Genomic DNA, 20,503 nt, shown 5'->3' on the forward strand with positions numbered 1-20,503 from the left:
GGAGAACTGGTCCAATTTGTTCCTGTTTCAAGCGTAGCGCGGTGGGGCTGGGCACTTGTCAAGTGCCATTTTCGGCTCACGCGGCATTGTCAGCGCATTGTCAGCCGATGGCGGCAGGGCCGGCTCGCCATTCCCGGGCGATGACCGCCCAGATCTGCTTGTCGTAACGCGCGCCCTGGTACGGCCACGCCTCGCGGCGGACGCCCTCCAGCGTCATGCCGAGCCGCCGGGCCACCGCCGAGCTGCGGTCGTTGTCGGCCCGGCAGTGCCACTCGGCCCGGTGCAGGCCGCGGACCGTGAAGGCCCAGTCCAGCAACGCGCCGCACGCCTGCGTGACCAGGCCGTGCCCCTCGGCGGACGGCTCGAGCCAGCAGCCGATCTCGCAGGAGCCGAAAGCGGCCTGGAAGTCGGTGAACATGACGCCGCCGACCAGGACGTCGTTCCGCCAGATGCCGTACAGGCGGGCGCCGTCTGCGGCCTGGCGTTCGGCGTACCGCCGGATCGTGGCCCGCGCCCCGTCCACGTCGTCGGTGACGAAGGCGGGGCCGACCCACGGGCGGATGTGGTCGCGAGCCCGGTCGAGGTGGGCGGCGAACTCCTCGGCGTGCCAGACCTCCAGCGGACCGAGGCGGGCACCGTCGCGCAGCGGCAGTGAGAACATGAGGACCCCCATTCACATAACAAGTGTTACGGCAATGTACCGTGTCCGCATGGCACGCACCAAGGGAGATCACGAGTCGCGGCGGCGCGACGTGTCGGAAGCGGTGTGGCAGGTCATGGCCGCACGCGGCTTCGCCGGCCTGACGCTGCGCGCCGTCGCCGCCGAACTCGGCGCGACCACCGGCCTGCTCACGCACTACTTCCCCACGAAACGCGCGCTGGTGGAGTACGCCCTCGACCTCCTCGAACAGCGCACCGTGGCCCGCCCCCGCCGCCGGGCGGGGAAGGGCCTGGCGGCCTTCCGGGACGCGCTGCTGGACATCCTGCCGCTGACCCCCGCGGCCACCGACAGCAACCGCATCTGGGTCTCCTCCTGGGACGCCGCGCTCTCCGACCCCGCCCTGAGCACCGACTACGCGCGCAAGTACGCGCAGGGCCGCGCCAGGCTCACCGAACGGGTCGCCGCGGCCCAGCAACTCGGCGAACTCCCCTCCGGCGACCCCGAGCGCATCGCGGCCGGCGCCCAGTCGTTCGTCCTGGGCCTGGTGGTGCAGGCCCTGTTCGACCCGGCGGCGTTCCCGCCGCAGCGGCAGACCGAGCTCCTCGACGACTACCTGGCCGCCGTCGCGGCCGGCGGCGGACCCGGCGTTTCAGGCTGACCGCTGCGGCGGGTCGAGCAGGTGGGGGCCGTTGTTGCGGACGTCGTTGACGGCGGTGGACACGGCGCAGGCGTCGAGCCGGCCCTCGGCGGGGGTGGCCAGCAGGGCACGGAGCTCGGCGGGGTCCTCGTGGGCGGGGTCGAGCCAGGCGTCCCAGTCGTCCGGGGCGATGGCGAGGGGCATCCGGGGGTGGATGCGGCCGGCGGCGTCCTCGGCCTCGGTGGTGAGGATGGTGCACGTCGCCACCCAGGCGGCCGGGTCGTCCCCGGCGGCCGGGTCGCGCCAGAACTCGTACAGCCCGGCCATCGCCATGACCTGGCCGTCGGCCGGCGTGATGAAGTACGGCTGCTTGCACGCCTTCCGGTGCTCGGTGGCCGGGACCGTCACCCATTCGTAGAAGCCGTCGGCCGGCAGCAGGCACCGGCGCTTGGCGAACGCGCGGCGGTACGCCGGTTTCTCCGCCACCGTCTCCGCCCGGGCGTTGATCATCTTGGCGCCGGCGGCGAGGTCCTTCGCCCAGGACGGCACCAGCCCCCAGCGCAGCGGCCGCAGCCGCCGCTCCACCTCGCCCGTCCGCCGGTCGGCCCTGTCCAGGACGGACCACACGTCGTCGGTGGGCGCCACGTTCCACGACGGGGCCAGGGCCTCCTGCTGCTCCCAGGACGTCACCCGGAACAGCCCCGCCAGGTCCCGCGGAGCGCGGGTGGACACGTATCGACCGCACACGCGGCCCAGCCTAGGGGCAGCGGACGGGAGGCCCGGGGAACCGCGGCCGTCCGGAGGGTCCGCTCAGTGGCCGCCGCGAGGTTGTTCGCAGCCGGTGTGGTCGGGGTAGCCGGCGAAGGCATCGGCGCTGACGGAATCCGGGCTCATCGTGCCTTCCAGGCACAGCGGTGCGGTGTCGACGAGGAACGCGACGCCGGTGGTGCCGTTCTCGGACACGCGGATCCTGTCGGCGGGGTGGCCGAGGCGGACGAGGGCGCTGCGCGTGCTCGCCGGGGAGAAGTCCCCGCGGGTACGCAACGTCTCGAGCGCGCTCTTGATGCGTTCGGCGGCCGCGCGCCCCTCACAGCGGGCCTTGCCGTGCAGGGGAAGGGGCACCTTGAAGCCGTTGTTCTCGGCGTAGTGGTCGGCGGGCGGCGTGTCCGCCGTCGACCGGTGCGGGGGTGCGGGGCTCTCGCTGGGGCACGGGAGGTCCTGCGCCGCACTCCGCGAGGGGGCGGCAGCAGCGGCCTCCTCTCCCGCCCGGTGCGTTCCGCAGCCGGCCGCCAGCAGCGCCAGTACCGCCAGGGGCAGCGCCGCGTGCCGGACTCTCGTCGTCCCGGTCGTCGTCATGAGGGAGAGTCGATCAGGTTCGCCGGGCCACGGCCATGACGGAAGCCATACCTCCGGCACGCCGCCGGTCAGTAAGGGCCACGAGGTCGCGTTCCGCCACCTATCCGCCGAAAGGGTTGTTTCTATGACGGCATGGGCAGATTGCCATCCAGGCCGTGACAGCAAGGACCCTGACGCCAGGGGGATTTCATGCCGGACGATCAGACCGACGCCCCGGTCCGCGAGGGGAGCCCCGACTCCGCCGTCGACCGGGTGGCCGACTTCTACGGCGCCTACATCGACGCCGTCGACGACGGCACCGACGACCTGGGCGACGAGCTTCGGGCCCACTACCTCACCGAGGACCTCCGCCGGCGGCTGGCCGCCTGGGAGGAGGCCAACCATGCCGACGGTGTCCTCCGGGCACAGGACGTGCCCACCCACTGGGAGGTCCGCTACCACGACTCCGGGGCCGGGCACCTGTTCACCACCGTGACGCTCACCTGGGGCAGCGGCCCGGACGCCGGGCACACCCGGCTGGCCGTGCAGAGCGATCTGAGCACCCGGCTGATCTCGGACATCGAGGACGCCTGACCGCGCGGACGAGCCGGTGGCGGACGAGCCGGTGGCGGGAGATCCGTACCCCCGTGGACGGGTCTCCCACCGCCGCCCGGCGTCCGCACCGGCCCCGGGCCGGGCCGCCTACGCGGCCTCCTTCCGGTAGGCCAGGAAGCGGAAACTTCCCTTCCCGGTGGTCACGTCGCACTCGCCGAAGCCCGCGCCCCGCAGCCGGCCCGGCAAGGTCTGCGGTGGGACCGGCACGCACGTGTCGCCGAGGTGGATGAGCCGGAAGCCCCAGCTGTTCAGCGCGTCGCAGCCGGTGAAGAGCCCGCCCGGGCGCAGCACCCGGCACGCCTCGGCGAACAACCGGTCCTGCGCGCCGGGCGACGGCACGTGGTGCAGCATCGTGAAGCAGACGACGGAGTCGAAGTACCCGTCCGGCAGCGGCAGGGCCGCGCCGTCGGCGTGCACCACGGTGACGCGGTCGCCGAACACGTGGCGCAGCCGCGCCGCGTAGGTGGCGTCCGCCTCGACGGCGGTCAACTCGTCGGTCCGGTGGAGCAGTACGCGCGTCGTGGCCCCGTAGCCGGGCCCGATCTCCAGGGTCCTGGGCCCGAGCCGGACGCCGTCCAGTGCCCAGGGCAGGAGATCGTTCTCGACGCCGCGGGCCCATTTCTCCGATGCGCAGAGGCGGCGGTGGATGAGGTTCATCGGCATGCCCCGAGGTTAGGAAGAGGGGGACGGCGTCGGATACGGGCCAGGAGGTCAACTCATGTCGCAAGACGGACAACAGCCGGAGCCGGGCGGCGGCCATCTCGTCGCGCCGCCCGGGAGCGCCGTCGTCGTCGGCAGCTTCCCGCTCGACGGCGGCGAGTGGTTCGGCCGTCACGAGCACGCGGCGCACCAGCTCGCGTGGGCCGCCGACGGCGTCCTCGCCGTGCAGGCCTCCGGGCGGACGTGGGTGCTGCCGTCGAGCGTCGCGCTGTGGATCCCGGCGGGCGTCCCGCACGCCACGGGAGCGACCGGCAAGGCGCTGCTGCGCAGCCTCTACTTCTGGCCGGACCGCTGCCCGCTGCGGTGGCAGGAGCCGCAGGTCGTACCGGTGTCGGGGCTGCTGCGGGAGCTGATCGGCCACCTCGCGCAGGAGCCCGAGGCCCTGCCGGCCGAGGCCCGGCACCGCGCCGAGCAGGTCGTCTTCGACCTGCTGCACCCGGTGACGGTGACGACCGTGCGCGCCCCGCTGCCGGCGGACCCGCGTGCACGCCGCGTCGCGGAGGCGCTGTGCCGCGACCCGGCGGACGACCGCACGCTCGCGGAGTGGGGTGCGGTCGTGGGCGCGTCGAGCCGCACCCTGGCGCGGGCGTTCGTCGCGGGGACGGGCATGACGTACGGCCAGTGGCGCACCCAGCTGCGGCTCCAGGCGGCCATGCCGCTGCTGGCGGCGGGCGCCACGGTGACCTCCGTGGCGCATCGCGTGGGCTACGGGTCGCCCAGCGCCTTCGTGGCGGCGTTCCGCCGCGGGGTGGGCGTGCCGCCCGGCGCCTACTTCGGGCCCTCGGCCGGACGCTGATACCCGCAGCCCGGAGCGGTTGAGGACGATGACGTGATGAATGTGACCGATGCGAGGAACCGTATGCAGCGGAACGAGCGGCCCGTGGTGGACACCGAGGCCGGCAGCGTCCGCGGCACCGTCGAGGACGGCGTCGCCGCGTTCCGCGGCATCCCCTACGCGGCTTCGCCCGTGGGAGACCGGCGCTTCGCCGCCCCCGCGCCCCACCCGGCGTGGCCGGGTGTGCGCGACGCCGGCCGGCCCGGCCCCTCCGTGCCGCAGAGCCCCTCCCGTCTCGAAGCGGTGATGGGACGCCGTACGCCCGACTGGGACGAGGACGGCTGCCTCACGCTCAACGTGTGGACCCCCGCACTGCCGGCCGACGCATCCGCGCGGGGTGCTCTGCCGGTGCTGGTGTGGTTCCACGGCGGCGGGTTCACCAGCGGATCCGGCGGCTGGGACTGGTACGACGGCCGGAACCTGGCCGCCGCCGGCGGGATCGTCGTCGTCACGGCCAACTACCGCCTCGGCCCGCTCGGCTTCCTCCACCTGCCGGAGCTGGGCATCGACAACCTCGGCGTGCAGGACCAGGCCGCCGTCCTCGGCTGGGTGCGGCGCAACATCGCCGCCTTCGGCGGGGACCCCGGCAGCGTCACGGCCGGCGGCCAGTCCGCCGGGGCGTTCTCCGCCCTCCACCTCGCCGTCTCCCCGGTCACCGGCCGGCACGTCCACCGGGTCGTCGCCCAGAGCGGCCCCTTCGGTCTCGCACCGCAGGACCCCGGGGAGGCCACCGCCCACGCCCGGCGCTACCTCGGTCTTCTCGGCCTGCCCGGTCCCTGCGGTGGCGCCGGTCTCCTCGCCGCGCTGCGGGCCGTCCCCGCCGGCCGGCTCCTCGCCGCCTACCAGCAGCTTTCGCGGGACGTCTCCCGGCCGGGCGGCGTGGCCCCGCCGATGTACCCGGTCCTCGGCGCCTTCGGCGTGCCCGTGCCGTGGCAGCGGGCGGTGGCGGACGGGCGCCTCGACGGAAAGCAGCTGCTGACCGGCACCACCAGGGACGAGATGACCGCGTTCTTCGCGTCCGACCCGCGCATCCGTGCCCTCACCACCGATCAGGCGCGCTCGCTCGCCGCGCAAGAGGCCCATGACGGCGCCGTGCGATACGACCGCACCGCCGCCCGTCTCCCGGCCACGGGGAACGTGACACCCGGCGACGTCCTGACCGAGCTCGTGACGGAGCTGCTCTTCCGCGACGAGACCCTCGCCCTCGCCGGCCACCACGCGGCGGCCGGCAACGGGACATACGTCTACGAGTTCGCCTACTCCCCCGCGGACGGCCCGGCGCGGCTGGGCGCCACGCACTGCGTCGAACTCCCCTTCCTGTTCACCACGTTCGACGCCTACCGCGGCAGCCCCATGCTCGGCCGGGTCACCGCCGAGGTGCGTGCTCTCGGCGAGGCGTTCTCCCGCGCGATCGCGGCCTTCGTGGCCACCGGCCGGCCCGGCACCGGCCCGTGGCGCCCGTACGTACCCGGCGACCCGGCCACCGTCCGGCATTTCGGCCGGCACACACGGTGACCGGTTGAGCCGTACGTCCGGTCGCCGCCCCTCCCTGCCGTCGTCACCCTTCGGCACCACCCCGGGCACGGGCCTTTGCGCCGCCGCGGCTGTTAGCGTGAGCTCCGATGGCCATGGTGCTCGCGGTGGTGTTCGCGGTCCTGACCGCCCTCAGCAATGCCTCGGCCACCGTCCTCCAGCGGAAGGCCGCGCGTACGGTGCCGGTGGGCCGGGGGCTCGGTCTGCGGCTGATGCTCCGTCTGATGCGCCGGCCGGTGTGGTTCGCCGGGATCGCGGCGGTGATCTGCGCGGCCGTCTTCCAGGCCCTGGCCCTGCGGTTCGGGCCGCTGGCGCTCGTCCAGCCCGTCTTCGTGATCGAGCTGCCGCTCGCGCTCCTCATCGGCAGCGCCGTCCTCCACCGGCGCCTGCCGCGGCGCGGCTGGGCCGCGGTGGTGGCCGTCGCCGCCGGTGCGGGGCTGGTCCTGGCCGCCGCCGCGCCGTCGGACGGCCGCCCGCCGCAGTCGGCGGCGCACTGGGCGTGGGGGCTGTCCTGCGCGGGCCTCGTGGTGGCCGCGTGCGCGGCCGGCGCGGTCGCGCGCCCACCGGGCGGGGCGCGGGCCGCCCTGTTCGGGGCGGCGGCGGCCGTGTCGTACGCACTGACGGCCGCACTGATGAAGACGGCGGTCACGCGGTTCGGCGAGGACGGCGCCGGTGCGTTCTTCACCGCGTGGCAGACGTACGCCTTCTGCGCGGCGGGGGCCTGTGCCCTGGTCCTGCTGTCGAACGCCATGGCGGCCGGCCCCCTGGTGGCCTCACAGCCCGCGCTGACCCTGGGGGACGCCACGGTGAGCCTCGTGCTGGGCGTCGTGCTGTACGAGGAGGACGTGCGCCTCGGGTGGTGGTTGCTCCCGGAGGTGGCGGGTGCCCTGCTGGTGCTCGCCGGGACCCTGGTGCTGGCCGGTGTGCAGCAGGACGAGGCGATGGGTGCTCCCCGGCCGTCCTCTCCCTGACGAAAGCGGGGCGCCCAGCAGGTCGACAGCGACGGTGCCCTTCGCTAGACAGCTAGGCAGAAGGCGAAGACGGCCGAGCGGGAAGCGGGGACCATCATGCGCAGACGTGGCAGCAGACGTGTCACCAGACCTGGCGTCAGACGTTCCGGCGGCGGCCGGCCGGCCCTGGCCGTGCTGTGCGGGACCGTACTCGCGGCCGTGACGGCCTCGGCGGCCGTGGCCTCGCCGGGCGGCGCGGCGCCGGCCGCGGCCGGCGGCACGAAGATCCGTAGCGAGTACCGGATGCTGTTCGCCGACGTGGAGGCCGCGTCGTTCGCGGACGGGGCCCGGGTCATCCAGTACCCGGCGGACGACAGCCTGCCCAACCAGCGGTTCGACTTCGTGGGCCACGGCGACGGCACGTACGAGATCGTGGCCCGGCACAGCGGCAAGTGCCTCGACGTCTACGACGCGAGCCAGGCCGACGGCGCAGGCGTGATCCAGTGGCCCTGCAACGGGGACGGCAACCAGCGGTGGCGCCTGGAGGGCGTCGGTGGCGGGGCGTACCAGCTGCGGGTGATGCACAGCGGGAAGTGCCTGGAGGCGTCGTGGAGCGGCACGCCGGGCGAGCAGCTGCGGCAGTACTCGTGCAACGGGGCGGTGAACCAGCGCTGGTCCCTGTGGTCCTGAACGGCCGTCAGCGCCTGCTGCTCGTGAGGACCGCGAACGGGGCGCCGAAGGGGTCGAGGACCATGCCCATGCGTCCGGAGCCGGGGGCGTCCATCGCCCCGATGACGACGGTGGCGCCGTGGTCGGCGGCCGCGGCCAGCGTGGTGTCGCAGTCGTCGGTCTCGAAGTAGGGGTGCCACTCGGAGCGGGCCCCGGCCGCCCGGTGTTCCCCGGGCAGCTGCATGAGGCCGCCGTGCACGGCGTCCGGGCCGGCGCCCGCCGGCCCGGCGACGGCGTACTGGAGGCCGCCGCCCACCGGCAGGTCCCTGATGTCCCAGGGCAGGACGGAGCAGTAGAACGCCCTGGCCGCCGCCAGGTCCGTCGTGTACAGCTCGACGAGGCCGGCCGAGCCGGGGGCGTTGACCAGGTCCAGTCCCTGCACGTCCCCGGCCTGCCAGACGGCGAACTCGGCGCCGGTGGGGTCGGTGAAGCCGGCCGCCCGGCCGGCGGTGAAGACGTCGCCCGGCGGCATGCGCACGGTGCCGCCGGCCCGCTCCACGGCCTTGGCGGTGGCGTCGGCGTCGGCCGTGCGGAAGTACACCGTCCAGGCCGGGCCGGCGCCCTCCTCCGTCAGCGGTCCGACGCCGGCGACGGTCCTGCCGCCCAGGCGGAAGAAGCCGTAGCCGACGGCGGGGCCGGCCGAGGCGTACTCCCAGCCGAAGACCGCGCTGTAGAAGGAGATGGCGCCGTCGATGTCGGGGGTGCCGAGGTCGAGCCAGGCCGGTGCGCCGGGGAGGTGGGTGGACGTCAGCATCGGGTGCCCTTTCGGCCGCAGGAGCGCGTCGGCTCCCAGCATGGCAGGGGGCGCGGACGATCCCGCCGAGGCACGGGCGCGGTCAGCGCCCGGCCGGGCGGTGTTCCCCCTCCCCCAGTTCGGAGGCGTACGGCGGTTGGGCCCCGGCGCGGGAGCAGGTGAGCGCGGCGGCGCGGGCGGCGAAGGTCAGGACGTCGCGCCACTGGTCCGCGGTCAGGGCGGGGGTGGCGGTGAGCGCGCCGTGGTGGTCGAGGCGGTGCAGCAGCGCGGCGTTGACGGTGTCTCCGGCTCCGATCGTGTCGACGACGTCGACGTCCACGCCGGGGACGGACAGTTCGAGGCCGTCGCGGGTGCGGACGGTCAGGCCGGCGCCGCCCCGGGTGAGCACCACCGCGTACGGGCCCGACGCGAGCCACTCGTTGACGGCGGCCGCGACGTCGGCGGACTCGGCGAGCCAGGCCGCGTCCTCCTCCGACAGCTTGAGCAGGGTGGTGTGGGGCAGCCAGGAGCGGAAGCGGGCCCGGTGGGCGTCGGCGCCCGGGAGGAGGCCGGGCCGGATGTTCGGGTCGAGGGCGGTGAACAGGCCGGCGCCGGCCGCGCGGCGCAGCAGCTCCTCGTAGGCCGTGGCCCCGGGCTCCAGGGCGAGGGAGCAGGTGCCGAAGGAGATGGCGCGCGCTGCTGCGGGCAGTGCGGCCGGGAGCCGGAAGAGGCGGTCGGCGGTGCCTTCCGCGTGGAAGGTGTACGTGGCGGAGCCGCCGTCGGCGATGTGTGCCACGGCGAGGGTGGTGGGTTCGGGGCCGCGCTGGACCAGGGTGGTGTCCACGCCGTCCGCCGTGAGGGCGCGCAGGAGGGCTTCGCCGAAGTGGTCGGTGGACAGCCGGGAGCAGAAGGCGGTGGGGGAACCGAGGCGGGCGAGGGCGACGGCGGTGTTGTAGGGGCCGCCGCCGCGCCGGGGCAGCAGGGCGGGCAGCTCGTCGTCGGTGGCGGGCCCGGCGGGGACGAGGTCGATGAGCGCTTCCCCGGCGACGATGATCATGACGGGTGGGGCCTTTCGTCAGGGCTGGGTGAGGACGGTGAACGGTGCGGGAGCCGGCTCACGTCGCGAGCTCGCGTGCGGCCCGTACGAGCGACGGCAGCGGTGGCGCGGTGGAGTCCGCGCGCCACACGAGGTCGAGGTCGAAGCGCGGCAGGTCGTCACGGACGCGCAGGGCGGTGGTGCCCGGCGGCAGGTGGCGGGCCAGGGTCTGTGGCACGGCGGTGAAGGTCCGTTCGTCCAGGACCAGGTGGCGGAAGCCGGGCACGGGCTCCTCCTCGACCGGGAAGTGTTCGCCCGTCGCGCGCAGTGCGGCGAGGAGCGCGTCGTGGAAGGCGGGTGCGATGTCGCGCCGGACGGCCCGCAGCGTATCGCCGCGCAGCTCGCGCAGCGACAGCTCCTTGCGCGCGGCGAGCCGGTGGCCTGCGGCGACGACCACGACGAGGTGCTCCCGTACGAGGGTGAGGCGCGCGAGGTGCGGCAGGAGCGGGAGGCTGCGGGAGAGGGCGGCGTCGATCTCGTTCCGTTCGAGGGCGGTGGCGAGGTCGGCGGTCCACATCTCGCGGGTCTCGACGCGGATGCCGGGGTGCCGGGCGCCCATGGCGGACAGCAGGGTGGGGACGGCCCAGTAGGCGGCGCTGGTGACGTAGCCGAGCCGGAGCGTGCCGGCCGTGCCGTGTGCGGTGCGCACGGTGCGCGCCACCAGCGCGTCGGCCTCGGCGAGCAGCTCGCGGGCCCCTTCCACGAACACCTTTCCCGGCTCGGTGAGGCGGGTGGGGCGGCGTTCGAAGAGGCGTACGCCGAGGTCGCGTTCGAGGGCGGCGATCTGCCGGCTCAGCGGCGGCTGGGCCATGTGCAGCCGGTCGGCGGCCTTCTGGAAACCGCCTTCGTCGGCCACCGCCACGACGTAGCGCAGGAGGCGCAGCTCGATCGTCATACCCGCAGGGTATCGGGGCGGTGCTCAACCGGTCTTGGCCAGGGGCTGCTCCCGGAGACCAGAATCGAGGGCAGGGCACCGGGGCCGTCGCCCCGCCACCCGCCTTCTTTCCTTACGGATCTCCTTACGGATCACCCTCGTCACCTCACGGAGTTCGGCCATGCACGTACGCACCCTCGGTTCCCGCACCACCTCCCTGGACGTTCCGGCCCTCGGGCTGGGCTGCATGGGGATGAGCGACTACTACGCCCCCGGTGACGAGGCGGGTTCGCTCGCCACGATCCGGCGGGCGCTCGACCTGGGCGTGACGTTCCTGGACACGGCCGACGCCTACGGTCCGTTCACGAACGAGGAGCTGGTGGGCCGGGCCGTCGCGGGCCGCAGGGACGAGGTCGTCCTCGCCACGAAGTTCGGTGTGGAGCGGCGCCCGGACGGTACGGCCGTGGGCATCAACGGGCGTCCGGAGTACGTACGGTCGGCGTGCGAGGCGTCGCTGCGGCGGCTGGGGACCGACCACATCGACCTCTACTACCAGCACCGCATCGACCCGGCCGTCCCCGTCGAGGAGACCTGGGGTGCGATGGCGGAGCTGGTCGCCGCCGGGAAGGTGCGTCACCTCGGCATCTCGGAGGCGGCCCCGGCCACGGTCCGGCGGGCCCACGCCGTGCACCCGGTCACCGCGGGCCAGTACGAGTACTCGCTGTTCACGCGGGACATCGAGGACGCGCACCTGCCGGTCCTGCGGGAGCTGGGCATCGGCCTGGTCGCGTACAGCCCCGTCGGGCGCGGTCTGCTGACCGGTGCACCGGCCCCGCAGGCGTACGGCGAGCGGGACTTCCGCCGCACGGCTCCCCGCTTCCAGGGCGAGAACCTCACGGCCAATCTCGCGCTCGTCGAACGCGTAAGGGCGCTGGCGGCGGCCAAGGGCGTCACGCCCGCGCAGCTGGCCCTCGCCTGGGTGCTGGCCCAGGGGCCGGACGTGACGGCCGTGCCCGGCACCAAGCGGGTGCGGTACCTGGAGGAGAACGCGGCCGCGGCGGACGTCGTGCTGACCGCGGGCGAGCTGGCCGCCCTCGAACAGGCCGTACCGCGCGGTGCGGTGGCGGGTGCCCGCTACGACGAGGGGCGGCTGGCGCAGGTCGACCTGTGAGGTGGCGGGCGGACCGGTCAGGGGCGAGGCGGCGCCGTCACTCTCCGGCCGTCGCGCCCGGCCGCAGGTCGGGGTGTTCCTCCGCCAGCCGGTCGGGCGCGGCCTGGCGCCAGGAGTCGACGAGGATGTCGCGCAGTTCGTCGAGGCCTTCCAGCGCGGCGAGCCGGACCCGGACCCACGACGAACCGGCCTCGTGCGGCGGCACCCAGAACTTCCCGGGCTCGGCGGCGATCAGCTCCGCCCGCTCGTGCCGGGGACAGCGCACGGCGAACGACGTCTGGTCGTCGGGGACCGTGATGTACATCTTTCCCGCCACACGGAACGTGGGCATGCTCCATGCCTCCTTCTCCACGGTCTCGGGGAGGGAGAGAGCGATACGGCGGACGTCGTCGGCACTGATCATGGTCACCACCGTAAGCCAGGGCGTCCACCGCCCCAGTCATGCGCACATCACAGGATATGCTCACTCAAAATTCATCAAGAGTGAGCAAAGGACAGTAAAGCCTTGAAGGCGATACGCAAGACCGCCCTGGCGGCGACCGGACTCGTGCTCGCCCTCGGCCTGACGGCCTGTGGCGGCGGGGACGGCAAGGCGAGCGGCTCCGGCAGCGGCAACAGCAGCAGCAAGGGCGGCGAGCGCAAGGCGGTCGACGACAGCGCCGACAAGGCACTCAAGGCGGCCGACCCGGTCACCGCCCTCAAGGCCGCCGCGGTCAAGGGTGCGCAGCAGAACACCTACCGGACCAAGGGCAAGCGAAAGACCAAGGACGGGGAGTTCACCAGCGAGGGCGTCTTCCAGGTCAAGCCGCACGCCGCCGACATGAAGGACTTCGGCGCCAGGACCGAGGACACCCCGGACGGCGTGAACCACATCATCAGCGTCAACGGCGTGATGTACGGCAACACGGTCGCCGTGCCGGGCAAGAAGTGGTGGAGCTTCGAACTCGGCAAGGACAAGGAGAAGGAGGTCTCCGAGCCCTTCGTGCGGATGAGCGCCGCGCTCTCCACCACCCGCGACGTGAAGAACACCGGCGTGGAGACGGTGGGCGGCCGGCGTGCCGCACACTTCCAGGGCACCGTCGTCGTCTCCGAGCTGTCCGCGTACAAGGGCGACGCCATGAAGGAGACCGACCGCGACTTCTACGCCAAGGACCTCAAGACCGAGGGCCTGGAGCAGATCCGGCTCGACGTGTGGGTCGACAAGGACGGCCTCGTCCTGAAGACCGAGGAGTCGGGCAGGAGCAACAAGGGCGAGTACCGCACGTCGGAGGAGTACAGCGGCTTCGGCGAGCCGGTGTCGGTCCAGGCTCCCCCGGCAGCCGACACGGCGGGCCTGAAGGAGTCCATGGAGGCGCTGGCCAAGAAGAAGTGACCGGCTTCGGCCGGCCTTCCCTTCATATGCAATGACTTCTCCCGTGACCGGGTGATTCACCCAGGTACGACCGTCCTTCCCCTCCCCTCACCTCCTACGGTGGGGTCACCGACCGGGCGGGAGGACGCATGGAGTACCTGCGGCTCTTGCGGCAGCGCCCCGTCCTGGTCCTGTGGCTGGCGCGCAGTCTGTCCTCGCTCGGGGACCGGCTGTACGCGATGGCGGTGGTGTGGAGCGTGTGGGCGGGGACCGGGTCGGCCTCGCTCGCCGGGCTCGTGGTCCTGCTCGAGTCGCTGCCGTACGTCGTCCTCGGCACCGTGGGCCGGCGCGTCGTCGTCCGCTTCTGCTCCTACGGGGCGCTGTCCGCGGTGGACGCCGTGCGGGCGGGCGTGGCCGTGGCGCTGCCCTTCGCCTGGTCACCGGGCGTGCGGGGCACGGCCGTCGTGCTGGGCGGGGTCCTTCTCCTCGGCGTGCTGGGGGCGCTGTCCGACCCGAATGTCGAGGCGCTGGTGCCCGGCCTCGTGCAGGCCGGGCAGGTGCAGGCCGTCACGGGGCTCTTCGATCTCACCTTGCGCATGGCGCGCATCACCGGTCATGCCTGTGCCGGTGCGCTGCTGCTGGTGTTCTCCAAGCTTCAGCTGTTCGCGTGCGTGGGTGCCGCGTTCGCCGTCTCCGCGGCGGCGCTGGGCGGGATGGCCCGGTGCCTGCCCCCGCCGGTGCGGCCGGCTTCCGGCGGCGCGCGGTCGTCCGTACGCGTCCTGGCCCTGGTCCGCGACCGTCCGGGCATCGGTCTGGCGATCGGGGTGCACGGGGCCGTGCCGTTGTGCGCCGCGGCGACGACGATCGGGCTGCCCGCACTGCTCGCCCACGGGCACGGCAGGAGCACGGGTGCCGGTGCGGACGCCGGCGCGTACGGGCTGGTCGTCGCTCTTGCGGGGATCGGCGCGCTCGTCGGCAACCCGTTCGCCGGCGCCCTGCGGCCGCGTGCCTGGCTCGCCGTCTGCTGTGCCGCGTGGGCGGTCGACGGCCTGGCGACGGTCTGCATGGCGGTGGCGGGCTCGGTGCCGGTGCTGGGGTTGCTGTGTCTGCTGTCGGGGCTGGCGGTGCCCGTGGGGACCGTCACGATGCGGGCGCGCCTGGGTGCGTACCCCCCGGCCCACCGCCTGCCGTTGATGGCCGTCGAGCACACCGCCACCCGGGCGGGCTGCGTCGCCGCGATACTTCTCGTCCCGCCGCTCGTGGACGTCTCGCCGCCGGGTGCCTTCGTCGTGGCCGGGACGGTGGTGGTGCTGCTGACGGCGGCGGTCGGGCTGCTCTCGCCGGCGACCGGTGCCGCCCTCAGCGGGCCAGCCGGCCGAGCAGGGCTGCCGCCGCCGTGATGCCCACCAGCGCCGCCAGCACCAGCACGCCGCAGTCGGCGGCCAGATGCGCCGGCGTGCCGATGAGCAGCCCGCGCAGGGCGTCGACCTGGTAGCTGAGCGGGTTCGCCTTGCTGACGGCCTGGAGCCAGCCGGGCATCAGGACCACCGGGTAGAGGGCGTTGGAGGCGAAGAACAGGGGCATGGTGATGGCCTGGCCGATGCCCATCAGGCGGTCACGGGTCAGGACGACGGCGGCGATCGTCATCGACAGGCACGAGAAGAACGCCGAGCCGAGCACCACGACCACCGCGGCGGCCAGCAGCCGCAGCGGGTTCCAGGTGAGGGCGACGCCCATGAGCGCGGCGATCACCACGACGACCGCGCCCTGGATCACGGCCTTGACGCCGGCGGCGAACGCCTTTCCGGCCACCAGGGCGGCCCTCGGCGTGGGGGTGACCAGCAGCTTGGTGAGGACCCCGGAGTCCCGCTCCCAGATGATCATGATGCCGTAGAAGATGGCGATGAACATGGCGGACTGGGCGATGATGCCGGGTGCCAGGTAGTCCACGTAGGGGACGTCGCCGGTGGGGATCGCCTTGATCCGGCTGAAGGTCTGCCCGAAGATCAGCAGCCACAGCGCGGGCTGGACGGCGCGCGTGTACAGCTCCGCGCGGTCGTGGCGCAGCTTGCGCAGTTCGACCACACACATGGCCGTGACGCGGGCGGGCACGACCTGCCAGCCGCTGCGGGGGCGGGGCGGGTGGAGCAGCAGGTTGTACCGCTGCTCGACGGACTCGCTGCCGTCAGCCGACGCGGGATGCGGTGCGGCGGGTACGGCGGACATCGCCGAACTCCCCTCGCTGGTCTTCTCGCTGGTCGCCGGGCCCGTCCAGTTCGCCGCCCGCGACGTGCCGGAACACGTCCTCCAGGGACGGCGGCGGGCTCCCCTCACCCTGGTGGGCGACGAGCCCGTCCTTGAGTTCGCCGGGTGTGCCGAGCGCCCGTACCCTCCCCCGGTGCAGCAGCGCCAGGCGGTCGCAGCGCTGGTCGGCCTCCTCCATGGAGTGGGTGGTGACCAGCACCGTCATGCCCGTGGCGGCCCGGATGCCGGCGATGCGCTCCCAGACGTTGCCGCGCGCGATCGGGTCCAGGCCGATGGTCGGCTCGTCCAGCACCAGCAGCCGGGGTGCGCTGACGAGCGCCTGGGCGAGTTCGAGCAGGCGCACCATGCCGCCCGAGTACGTGGCCGCGAGCCGGTCGGCGGCGCCGGCGAGGCCCACCGCCGCCAGGGCCTGTTCCACGCGTTCGTGCCGCTCGCGCCGCGGGACGTCGAAGACCCGGGCGAACAGGTCGACGTTCTCCCGGCCCGTCAGGGCGCCGTCGGCGGACAGTTGCTGCGGTACGTAGCCCAGGAGCCGCCGCACCGCCATCTTCCGGCGGGCGGCGTCGCGGCCGAAGATCTCGATCACGCCCGGCGGCACGGGCAGCAGGGTGGTGATCGACCGCAGGGTCGTGGTCTTGCCGGCGCCGTTCGGCCCGAGCAGGCCGAACACCTCGCCCTGCTCGACGCGCAGGTCGACGCCGTCGACGGCCCTGGTCCTGCCGAAGGCGTACGTCAGCCCGGTGCAGCGGACGGCGGCCACGCCGCCGGTCCCGCCCTCTGCGCTCATGGCACCCGCACCTCCTCGCTCCCGCGCAGCGCGTCCGCGAGCCTGTGCAGCGCGGGAAGCGCGGCCGCCAGGGCGTACCGGTCCTCCGCGGGGAGCGCCGCGACGCTCTCGCGGAACAGGCAGGCGCGCCGCGCCTCCCACTCCCCCAGCCGGTCCCGGCAGGCGGCCGTGGGGAACAGGGCCACCGCGCGGCCGTCCCGCGGGTCGCTCCTCCGGCACAGCAGCCCGCCCTCGACCAGCCCGTTGACCAGGGTGCTCACGGAATTCGCGGCCAGGCACAGCTCCTTGGCAGCCCTGGACACCCCGATCCCGGGCCGCGCCGAGACGACGCGCAGCAGTTCGGCCTCGGCGCCTCGCAGCCGTGGCGCGGGCATGGCCCGCCACAGCCTGCGCCGGGCCAGCCGGTGGATCGCCGCCAGGAGGCGGGCGAGCTCGTCGGCAGTATCGGCACCCTTTGCGGGCATACCGTCATTTTAGCTCTGTGTGCGAGCTAAGGGCAGGGTCCGGGCGCGCCGACTGGGCTCTCATCCGGCCCTCAGCCGAACCACTTCGGGTCGAGCGCCATGGTCCGCAGGCGGTCCGGGCTCAGCGGCGGTTCCGGCCGGGTCACCGGGCCGCTCTCCGCATAGGAGTTGATCTCGCGGACGAGGACGCGCCGGCCGTCCGGGCGCAGCGTGTCGGCGGCCCGGACGACGGCGGAGCCGCCCTTCTCGGACGGCGCCTGCGTGACCTTGACCCGGGTGCCGTCCGGCAGGGTCTCGCTGCGGCAGTGGCTGCTGCCGGAGTCCGGCGGGCAGTCCATGAGCCCGGAGAGCGCGTCGGTCATGCCGGTCTGCACATCGGCCTCGATCATCGACTTGCCGTGGCCGTCGTCGTAGACGAGCTGGACGAGGCCGGCGTCGGCGTTCCGGTCGGTGATCCGTCCGCCGGGGGGCAGCAGGGACATCAGCACCGCGGCCGGCCGTTGGTCGTCGGCGCCCCGCCTCCCCGGCGCCGTGGGCGTGCCGGACGCCGGGGCGGGGAGGGCCGCGACGGCCTTCCGCCACGCCGGGCTCCGTACGATCTCCCCCAGCTGCTCGACGGAGAGCGCCGGGGCAGCGCCGCTACCCGACGCCTTCTCGCCGCCGCCCCCGAACTCCTGGAGGAACAGCACCGCGTCGTCGGCGGTGGCGAGCTCGGCGTACCAGCGCCGCTGGCCGGTGTCGGCGTTGGGGTGCGTGTAGGACTTGGTGGTGTACAGCGTCGAGCCGTCGGGCAGGGTGTGCGCCTCGCACGTGTCGTACGGCCGGACCTCGACGGGCAGGCACCCGCCGGGCCGGTCCCCGGGTTCCAGGCGGCGGACGGCGATGTCGACGCCGGTGGTGCCGTGCGTGTCGGTGTAGGTGAGCTTCGCGGTGAGCGCGGTCCTGTTCTTGTCCCCGGCCCCGGCCGAGCCGGTGCCGGACGCGTCGGAGACCGTTCCGTCCTTCGGCATCAGGCTCTTCAGGATGGCGGCCATCTCCTCGCCGCTGATGACCGGGGCGGTCGCCGGCCGTGCGGGACCGGAGGCCGCGGGCGGGACGTCGCGGGGAGCCGTCGCGTCGCCGGCGCCGCCCGTGCCCAGCAGCGTGCCGCCGAGCGCGACGAGCGTCAGCGCGGTGCACCCGGCCCCCACCTGGAACGCGCGGGCCCGGCGCATACGGCGGCCCCGCTCGGTCGCACGGCCGACCAGGTCGGTGGAGGGGGGAGGGCAGGCGTGGGCCGCGTTCTCCAGGGCGGCGGACAGCCGGCGCGCGAACGCGTCGTCGTGATCGTGATCGTCGAGGGGCATGGGTCGCTCCGTTCGTACAGCGTGGAGGCGGCGGAAGGGGGACGGCGGGAACGGCGGGGGCCGGCGGGAACGGCTAGCGGGTCGCGAGACCGGCCAGCTCGTCGCCGAGCAGCTCGCGCAGGCGCTGCAACGCCCGCAGGCTCCGGACGCGGACGGCGCCCTGCGAGAGCTTCATGGCGGCGGCGGTCTCCTCCACCGTGCGGTCCTCCCAGTAGCGCAGCACCAGCACGGCCCGGTCCTTGGCGGCCAGCCGGGCCAGCCCGTCCAGCAGCGTCAGCCGCAGCTCGGGGTCGTCGGGGTGCCCGGCGGAGTCCGGGAACCAGTCGCTCGGCCGCTCGCCGGAGCTGCGCAGCCGGCGGTGCGAGAGGAACGTGCGGACGAGCACGGTGTGCGCGTACGCGACGGGCGACTGGGTGCGGTTGATCCGCCGCCACGAGCGGTACATCTTGGCGAGGGTCTCCTGGACAAGGTCTTCCGCGAGGTGCCGGTCACCGCCGGTGAGCAGGCACGCCGTACGGAACAGATAGCCGCTGCGCGCGGTCGCGAACTCCAGGTAGTCGCCGGGTGCTTCCCCCACCGTGTTCCCTTCCGTGATCTGACGTCACCCCATACACGTGGCGAGGGGCCGATCACGTTACAAGGTTTTCCCGGCCGGGTCGGGTGGGGTGGTGCGGGGTCGGGCCGGGTCAGGGCTTCGGGGCGGCGCGGGTCGTCAGGAAGGTCCCGATCTCACGGGCCACGGTGGCGGGCTGGTCGTGCATCGACAGCACGTACGCGCCGGGGACCTCGGCGTACCGGCCGGCGGGCAGCAGGGCGGCCAGGCGGCGGCCGTGGGCGGGCGGCATGATGCGGTTGCCGGGCGACCACAGGACGAGCGCGTCGCCCGTGAAGCCGCGCAGCGCCTCGGTGTTGCGGACGAGCTCCGGCTTGGCGACCGGTGCGCGGCAGTACGCGTAGAGGTCGCGGAGGACGGCCGGGTCGCGGAGGACCGGCTCGGTCCAGCGGCGGACGACCTCGTCGGGCACCGGCCGCCGGGCCATCCACCCGAACAGCAGGGGCAGCCGGCGGAGCGGCCCCACCCGCAGCTGCCGGGCGGCGAACCGCAGGCCGAGGCCGCCCGGCACGCGGACGGCGGCCGTCAGCAGCTTGCCGGGCAGGCCGGGCGGGAAGTTGTCGAACGCCTCGCAGGGGAGGATCACCTGCCGGGCGACGCGGCGGTCCCAGCCGTACGCCGTGAGGAACAGCGCCCCGCCCCAGTCGGAGTGGACCAGCGTGACGTCCTCGAGGCCGAGCGCATCGAGGAAGTCCGCGACGATCCGCACCTGCCCGCGCAGGGTGAGGTCGGCCCCGGCGTGCATCGGGCGGCGGTGGGAGCCCAGCGGCAGGACCGGGCGTACGTAGCGGAACCCCTCGGGGAGGAGCGGCATGACCTCGTCCCAGACGGTGTGGTCCATCAGCAGGCCGTGCAGCAGGACGACCGGCGGGCCGGAGCCCGTCTCGTCGTACTCGATGACGCCTGCCGGTAATGCGACGTCCTTCACAGCTGCCTCCCGGCGCAGGGTGTTGGTCCTCGTCAGTCGCCCGGATGGCCCGCGAAAGCGCCGCGCAGCGCCACCGCGAACTCCTTCGGGTGCGTCAGGTAGCCCACGTGCCCGCCCGGGAACTCGGTGACGCGGGTGCCGAGCCGTTCCGCGAGGGCCTCCGTCGTGCGGTGCATCAGCGTGCGGGGCTGCTGTTCGCCGGTCACCAGGGCGAACCGTTCCGTGCGCAGCCCGGCGATGTCCGGGCGGAAGCGGGTGAAGGTGCGCAGCTCGTACTCCAGGCACACCTCGCCGTTCGCCTGGATGCGCGCCAGCATGTCCCGGGCCGGGGCGGGCAGTGCGTCGTCCGGCTCCGGCGCGATGTCCACGCCGATCTCCTCGCCGAACCTGCGCATCGCCGGCCGCAGCCCCTCGCTCCGGTACAGCGCGTGGACCTCCTCGAACAGGGCGTGCCAGCGCTCGGCGTCGGGCAGCAGGTCGATCGTGAACGGTTCGTGCGCGACGAGCGTCCGCACCTGGTCCGGGTGGCGGGCCAGGAGGTCCATGCCGGTCATGCCGCCGTAGCTGGTGCCGAAGACGTACGCCGGCTCGCCGGGGGCGACCGCTGCGAGGAGGAGGTGGGCGTCGTCGCCGCGGTCCTCGATCCGCTGGGGCTGCGGCGGGGCGGTGAGGCGGCTGCGGGAGTTGCCGCGCGGGTCGAAGGTGATGACGGTGTGGTGGTCGGCCATCAGGCGGGCCAGCGGCCCGAACATGGCGGCGTCGCCGTCACCGCCGTTGATCAGCAGAAGGGGCGGGCCGGCCCCGCGTACCTCGTAGTGGATCTCCGCGCCGGGAACGGTCAGCGTACCTGTCTCCATAGG

General features: G+C 74.0%; 24 protein-coding genes. 9 read left to right on the forward strand and 15 right to left on the reverse strand.

The annotated features are described in order from the left end of the window. Positions 1-100 precede the first annotated feature (100 nt). A complete protein-coding gene (locus IE305_RS19800) occupies positions 101-661 on the reverse strand; it encodes a GNAT family N-acetyltransferase (protein ID WP_190131000.1) in 561 nt (186 codons plus the stop codon). A 49-nt stretch (positions 662-710) separates the two neighbouring features. On the opposite strand from IE305_RS19800, the gene IE305_RS19805 reads away from it, so the two are divergent. Beyond that, complete coding sequence (locus IE305_RS19805) at positions 711-1,319, forward strand: TetR/AcrR family transcriptional regulator (RefSeq protein ID WP_190131001.1); 609 nt, start codon at positions 711-713, stop codon at positions 1,317-1,319. Here IE305_RS19805 and IE305_RS19810 read toward each other — a convergent pair. Further along, positions 1,311-2,045, reverse strand: a complete 735-nt coding sequence (locus IE305_RS19810) for an SOS response-associated peptidase (RefSeq protein WP_190131002.1) — start codon at positions 2,043-2,045, stop codon at positions 1,311-1,313. The genes IE305_RS19805 and IE305_RS19810 overlap by 9 nt on opposite strands. A 63-nt stretch (positions 2,046-2,108) precedes the next feature. Continuing rightward, positions 2,109-2,654: a hypothetical protein gene (locus tag IE305_RS33130; protein WP_229891229.1), complete on the reverse strand. Its 546-nt coding sequence runs from the start codon at positions 2,652-2,654 to the stop codon at positions 2,109-2,111. Positions 2,655-2,843: 189 nt separating this feature from the next. On the opposite strand from IE305_RS33130, the gene IE305_RS19820 reads away from it, so the two are divergent. Continuing rightward, entirely contained in the window at positions 2,844-3,227 is a 384-nt protein-coding gene (locus IE305_RS19820) for a hypothetical protein (protein ID WP_190131003.1), read from the forward strand. 108 nt (positions 3,228-3,335) lie between these two features. On the opposite strand, the gene IE305_RS19825 is transcribed toward IE305_RS19820, so the two are convergent. Continuing rightward, positions 3,336-3,911, reverse strand: coding sequence for a class I SAM-dependent methyltransferase (locus tag IE305_RS19825; protein ID WP_190131004.1), 576 nt, complete (start codon positions 3,909-3,911; stop codon positions 3,336-3,338). Between the two features lie 55 nt (positions 3,912-3,966). Between IE305_RS19825 and IE305_RS19830 the strand changes: the two genes are divergently transcribed. The 4 genes from IE305_RS19830 (at position 3,967) to IE305_RS19845 (ending at position 7,976) form a co-directional block, all read left to right on the forward strand. Then, on the forward strand, positions 3,967-4,764 hold the full coding sequence (locus IE305_RS19830) for a helix-turn-helix domain-containing protein (protein ID WP_190131005.1): 798 nt from the start codon (positions 3,967-3,969) through the stop codon (positions 4,762-4,764). Positions 4,765-4,827: 63 nt separating this feature from the next. Beyond that, a complete protein-coding gene (locus IE305_RS19835) occupies positions 4,828-6,318 on the forward strand; it encodes a carboxylesterase/lipase family protein (protein ID WP_190131006.1) in 1,491 nt (496 codons plus the stop codon). A gap of 107 nt (positions 6,319-6,425) precedes the next feature. Next, a complete protein-coding gene (locus IE305_RS19840) occupies positions 6,426-7,307 on the forward strand; it encodes a DMT family transporter (protein WP_190131007.1) in 882 nt (293 codons plus the stop codon). Positions 7,308-7,505: 198 nt separating this feature from the next. Continuing rightward, positions 7,506-7,976 carry an RICIN domain-containing protein gene (locus tag IE305_RS19845; protein ID WP_190131008.1) on the forward strand — a complete coding sequence of 157 codons (471 nt, stop codon included), beginning with the start codon at positions 7,506-7,508 and terminating at the stop codon, positions 7,974-7,976. A 7-nt stretch (positions 7,977-7,983) separates the two neighbouring features. On the opposite strand, the gene IE305_RS19850 is transcribed toward IE305_RS19845, so the two are convergent. The 3 genes from IE305_RS19850 to IE305_RS19860 all read right to left on the reverse strand — a co-directional run bounded on the left by IE305_RS19850 (position 7,984) and on the right by IE305_RS19860 (position 10,739). Beyond that, positions 7,984-8,769, reverse strand: a complete 786-nt coding sequence (locus tag IE305_RS19850) for a VOC family protein (RefSeq protein ID WP_190131009.1) — start codon at positions 8,767-8,769, stop codon at positions 7,984-7,986. Between the two features lie 82 nt (positions 8,770-8,851). After that, positions 8,852-9,805: a carbohydrate kinase family protein gene (locus tag IE305_RS19855; protein WP_190131010.1), complete on the reverse strand. Its 954-nt coding sequence runs from the start codon at positions 9,803-9,805 to the stop codon at positions 8,852-8,854. A 58-nt stretch (positions 9,806-9,863) separates the two neighbouring features. Continuing rightward, positions 9,864-10,739: a LysR family transcriptional regulator gene (locus IE305_RS19860; RefSeq protein ID WP_190131011.1), complete on the reverse strand. Its 876-nt coding sequence runs from the start codon at positions 10,737-10,739 to the stop codon at positions 9,864-9,866. 160 nt (positions 10,740-10,899) lie between these two features. Between IE305_RS19860 and IE305_RS19865 the strand changes: the two genes are divergently transcribed. Continuing rightward, the gene (locus IE305_RS19865) at positions 10,900-11,889 is read left to right on the forward strand and encodes an aldo/keto reductase (protein ID WP_190131012.1); all 990 of its coding nucleotides are present in this window, start codon (positions 10,900-10,902) and stop codon (positions 11,887-11,889) included. 37 nt (positions 11,890-11,926) lie between these two features. Here the strand turns inward: IE305_RS19865 and IE305_RS19870 are convergent, their stop codons facing one another. Further along, complete coding sequence (locus tag IE305_RS19870; RefSeq protein ID WP_190131013.1) at positions 11,927-12,292, reverse strand: MmcQ/YjbR family DNA-binding protein; 366 nt, start codon at positions 12,290-12,292, stop codon at positions 11,927-11,929. A gap of 102 nt (positions 12,293-12,394) precedes the next feature. On the opposite strand from IE305_RS19870, the gene IE305_RS19875 reads away from it, so the two are divergent. Beyond that, entirely contained in the window at positions 12,395-13,261 is an 867-nt protein-coding gene (locus IE305_RS19875; protein ID WP_190131014.1) for an SCO4651 family lipoprotein, read from the forward strand. Positions 13,262-13,389: 128 nt separating this feature from the next. After that, on the forward strand, positions 13,390-14,640 hold the full coding sequence (locus IE305_RS19880; protein ID WP_190131015.1) for an MFS transporter: 1,251 nt from the start codon (positions 13,390-13,392) through the stop codon (positions 14,638-14,640). Here the strand turns inward: IE305_RS19880 and IE305_RS19885 are convergent. From IE305_RS19885 to IE305_RS19915, 7 genes are all read right to left on the reverse strand, one after another. Next, on the reverse strand, positions 14,600-15,466 hold the full coding sequence (locus tag IE305_RS19885) for an ABC transporter permease (protein ID WP_190131016.1): 867 nt from the start codon (positions 15,464-15,466) through the stop codon (positions 14,600-14,602). The two genes, IE305_RS19880 and IE305_RS19885, sit on opposite strands and share 41 nt — an antisense overlap. Beyond that, positions 15,426-16,292 (reverse strand): ABC transporter ATP-binding protein, encoded by an 867-nt coding sequence (locus tag IE305_RS19890; RefSeq protein WP_190131017.1) that lies wholly within the window; start codon positions 16,290-16,292, stop codon positions 15,426-15,428. Before IE305_RS19890 ends, IE305_RS19885 begins: the two co-directional genes overlap by 41 nt. Continuing rightward, complete coding sequence (locus IE305_RS19895) at positions 16,289-16,756, reverse strand: MarR family winged helix-turn-helix transcriptional regulator (protein WP_190131018.1); 468 nt, start codon at positions 16,754-16,756, stop codon at positions 16,289-16,291. Before IE305_RS19895 ends, IE305_RS19890 begins: the two co-directional genes overlap by 4 nt. A 71-nt stretch (positions 16,757-16,827) precedes the next feature. Next, complete coding sequence (locus IE305_RS19900) at positions 16,828-18,102, reverse strand: hypothetical protein (protein ID WP_190131019.1); 1,275 nt, start codon at positions 18,100-18,102, stop codon at positions 16,828-16,830. Between the two features lie 73 nt (positions 18,103-18,175). Next, a complete protein-coding gene (locus tag IE305_RS19905; RefSeq protein ID WP_190131020.1) occupies positions 18,176-18,679 on the reverse strand; it encodes a SigE family RNA polymerase sigma factor in 504 nt (167 codons plus the stop codon). A 109-nt stretch (positions 18,680-18,788) separates the two neighbouring features. Then, a complete protein-coding gene (locus IE305_RS19910; RefSeq protein WP_190131021.1) occupies positions 18,789-19,643 on the reverse strand; it encodes an alpha/beta fold hydrolase in 855 nt (284 codons plus the stop codon). Between the two features lie 32 nt (positions 19,644-19,675). Next, positions 19,676-20,500, reverse strand: coding sequence for an alpha/beta fold hydrolase (locus tag IE305_RS19915; RefSeq protein ID WP_190131022.1), 825 nt, complete (start codon positions 20,498-20,500; stop codon positions 19,676-19,678). Positions 20,501-20,503: the final 3 nt, after the last annotated feature.

Source organism: Streptomyces mashuensis, assembly GCF_014654785.1.
Classification (GTDB): domain Bacteria; phylum Actinomycetota; class Actinomycetes; order Streptomycetales; family Streptomycetaceae; genus Streptomyces; species Streptomyces mashuensis.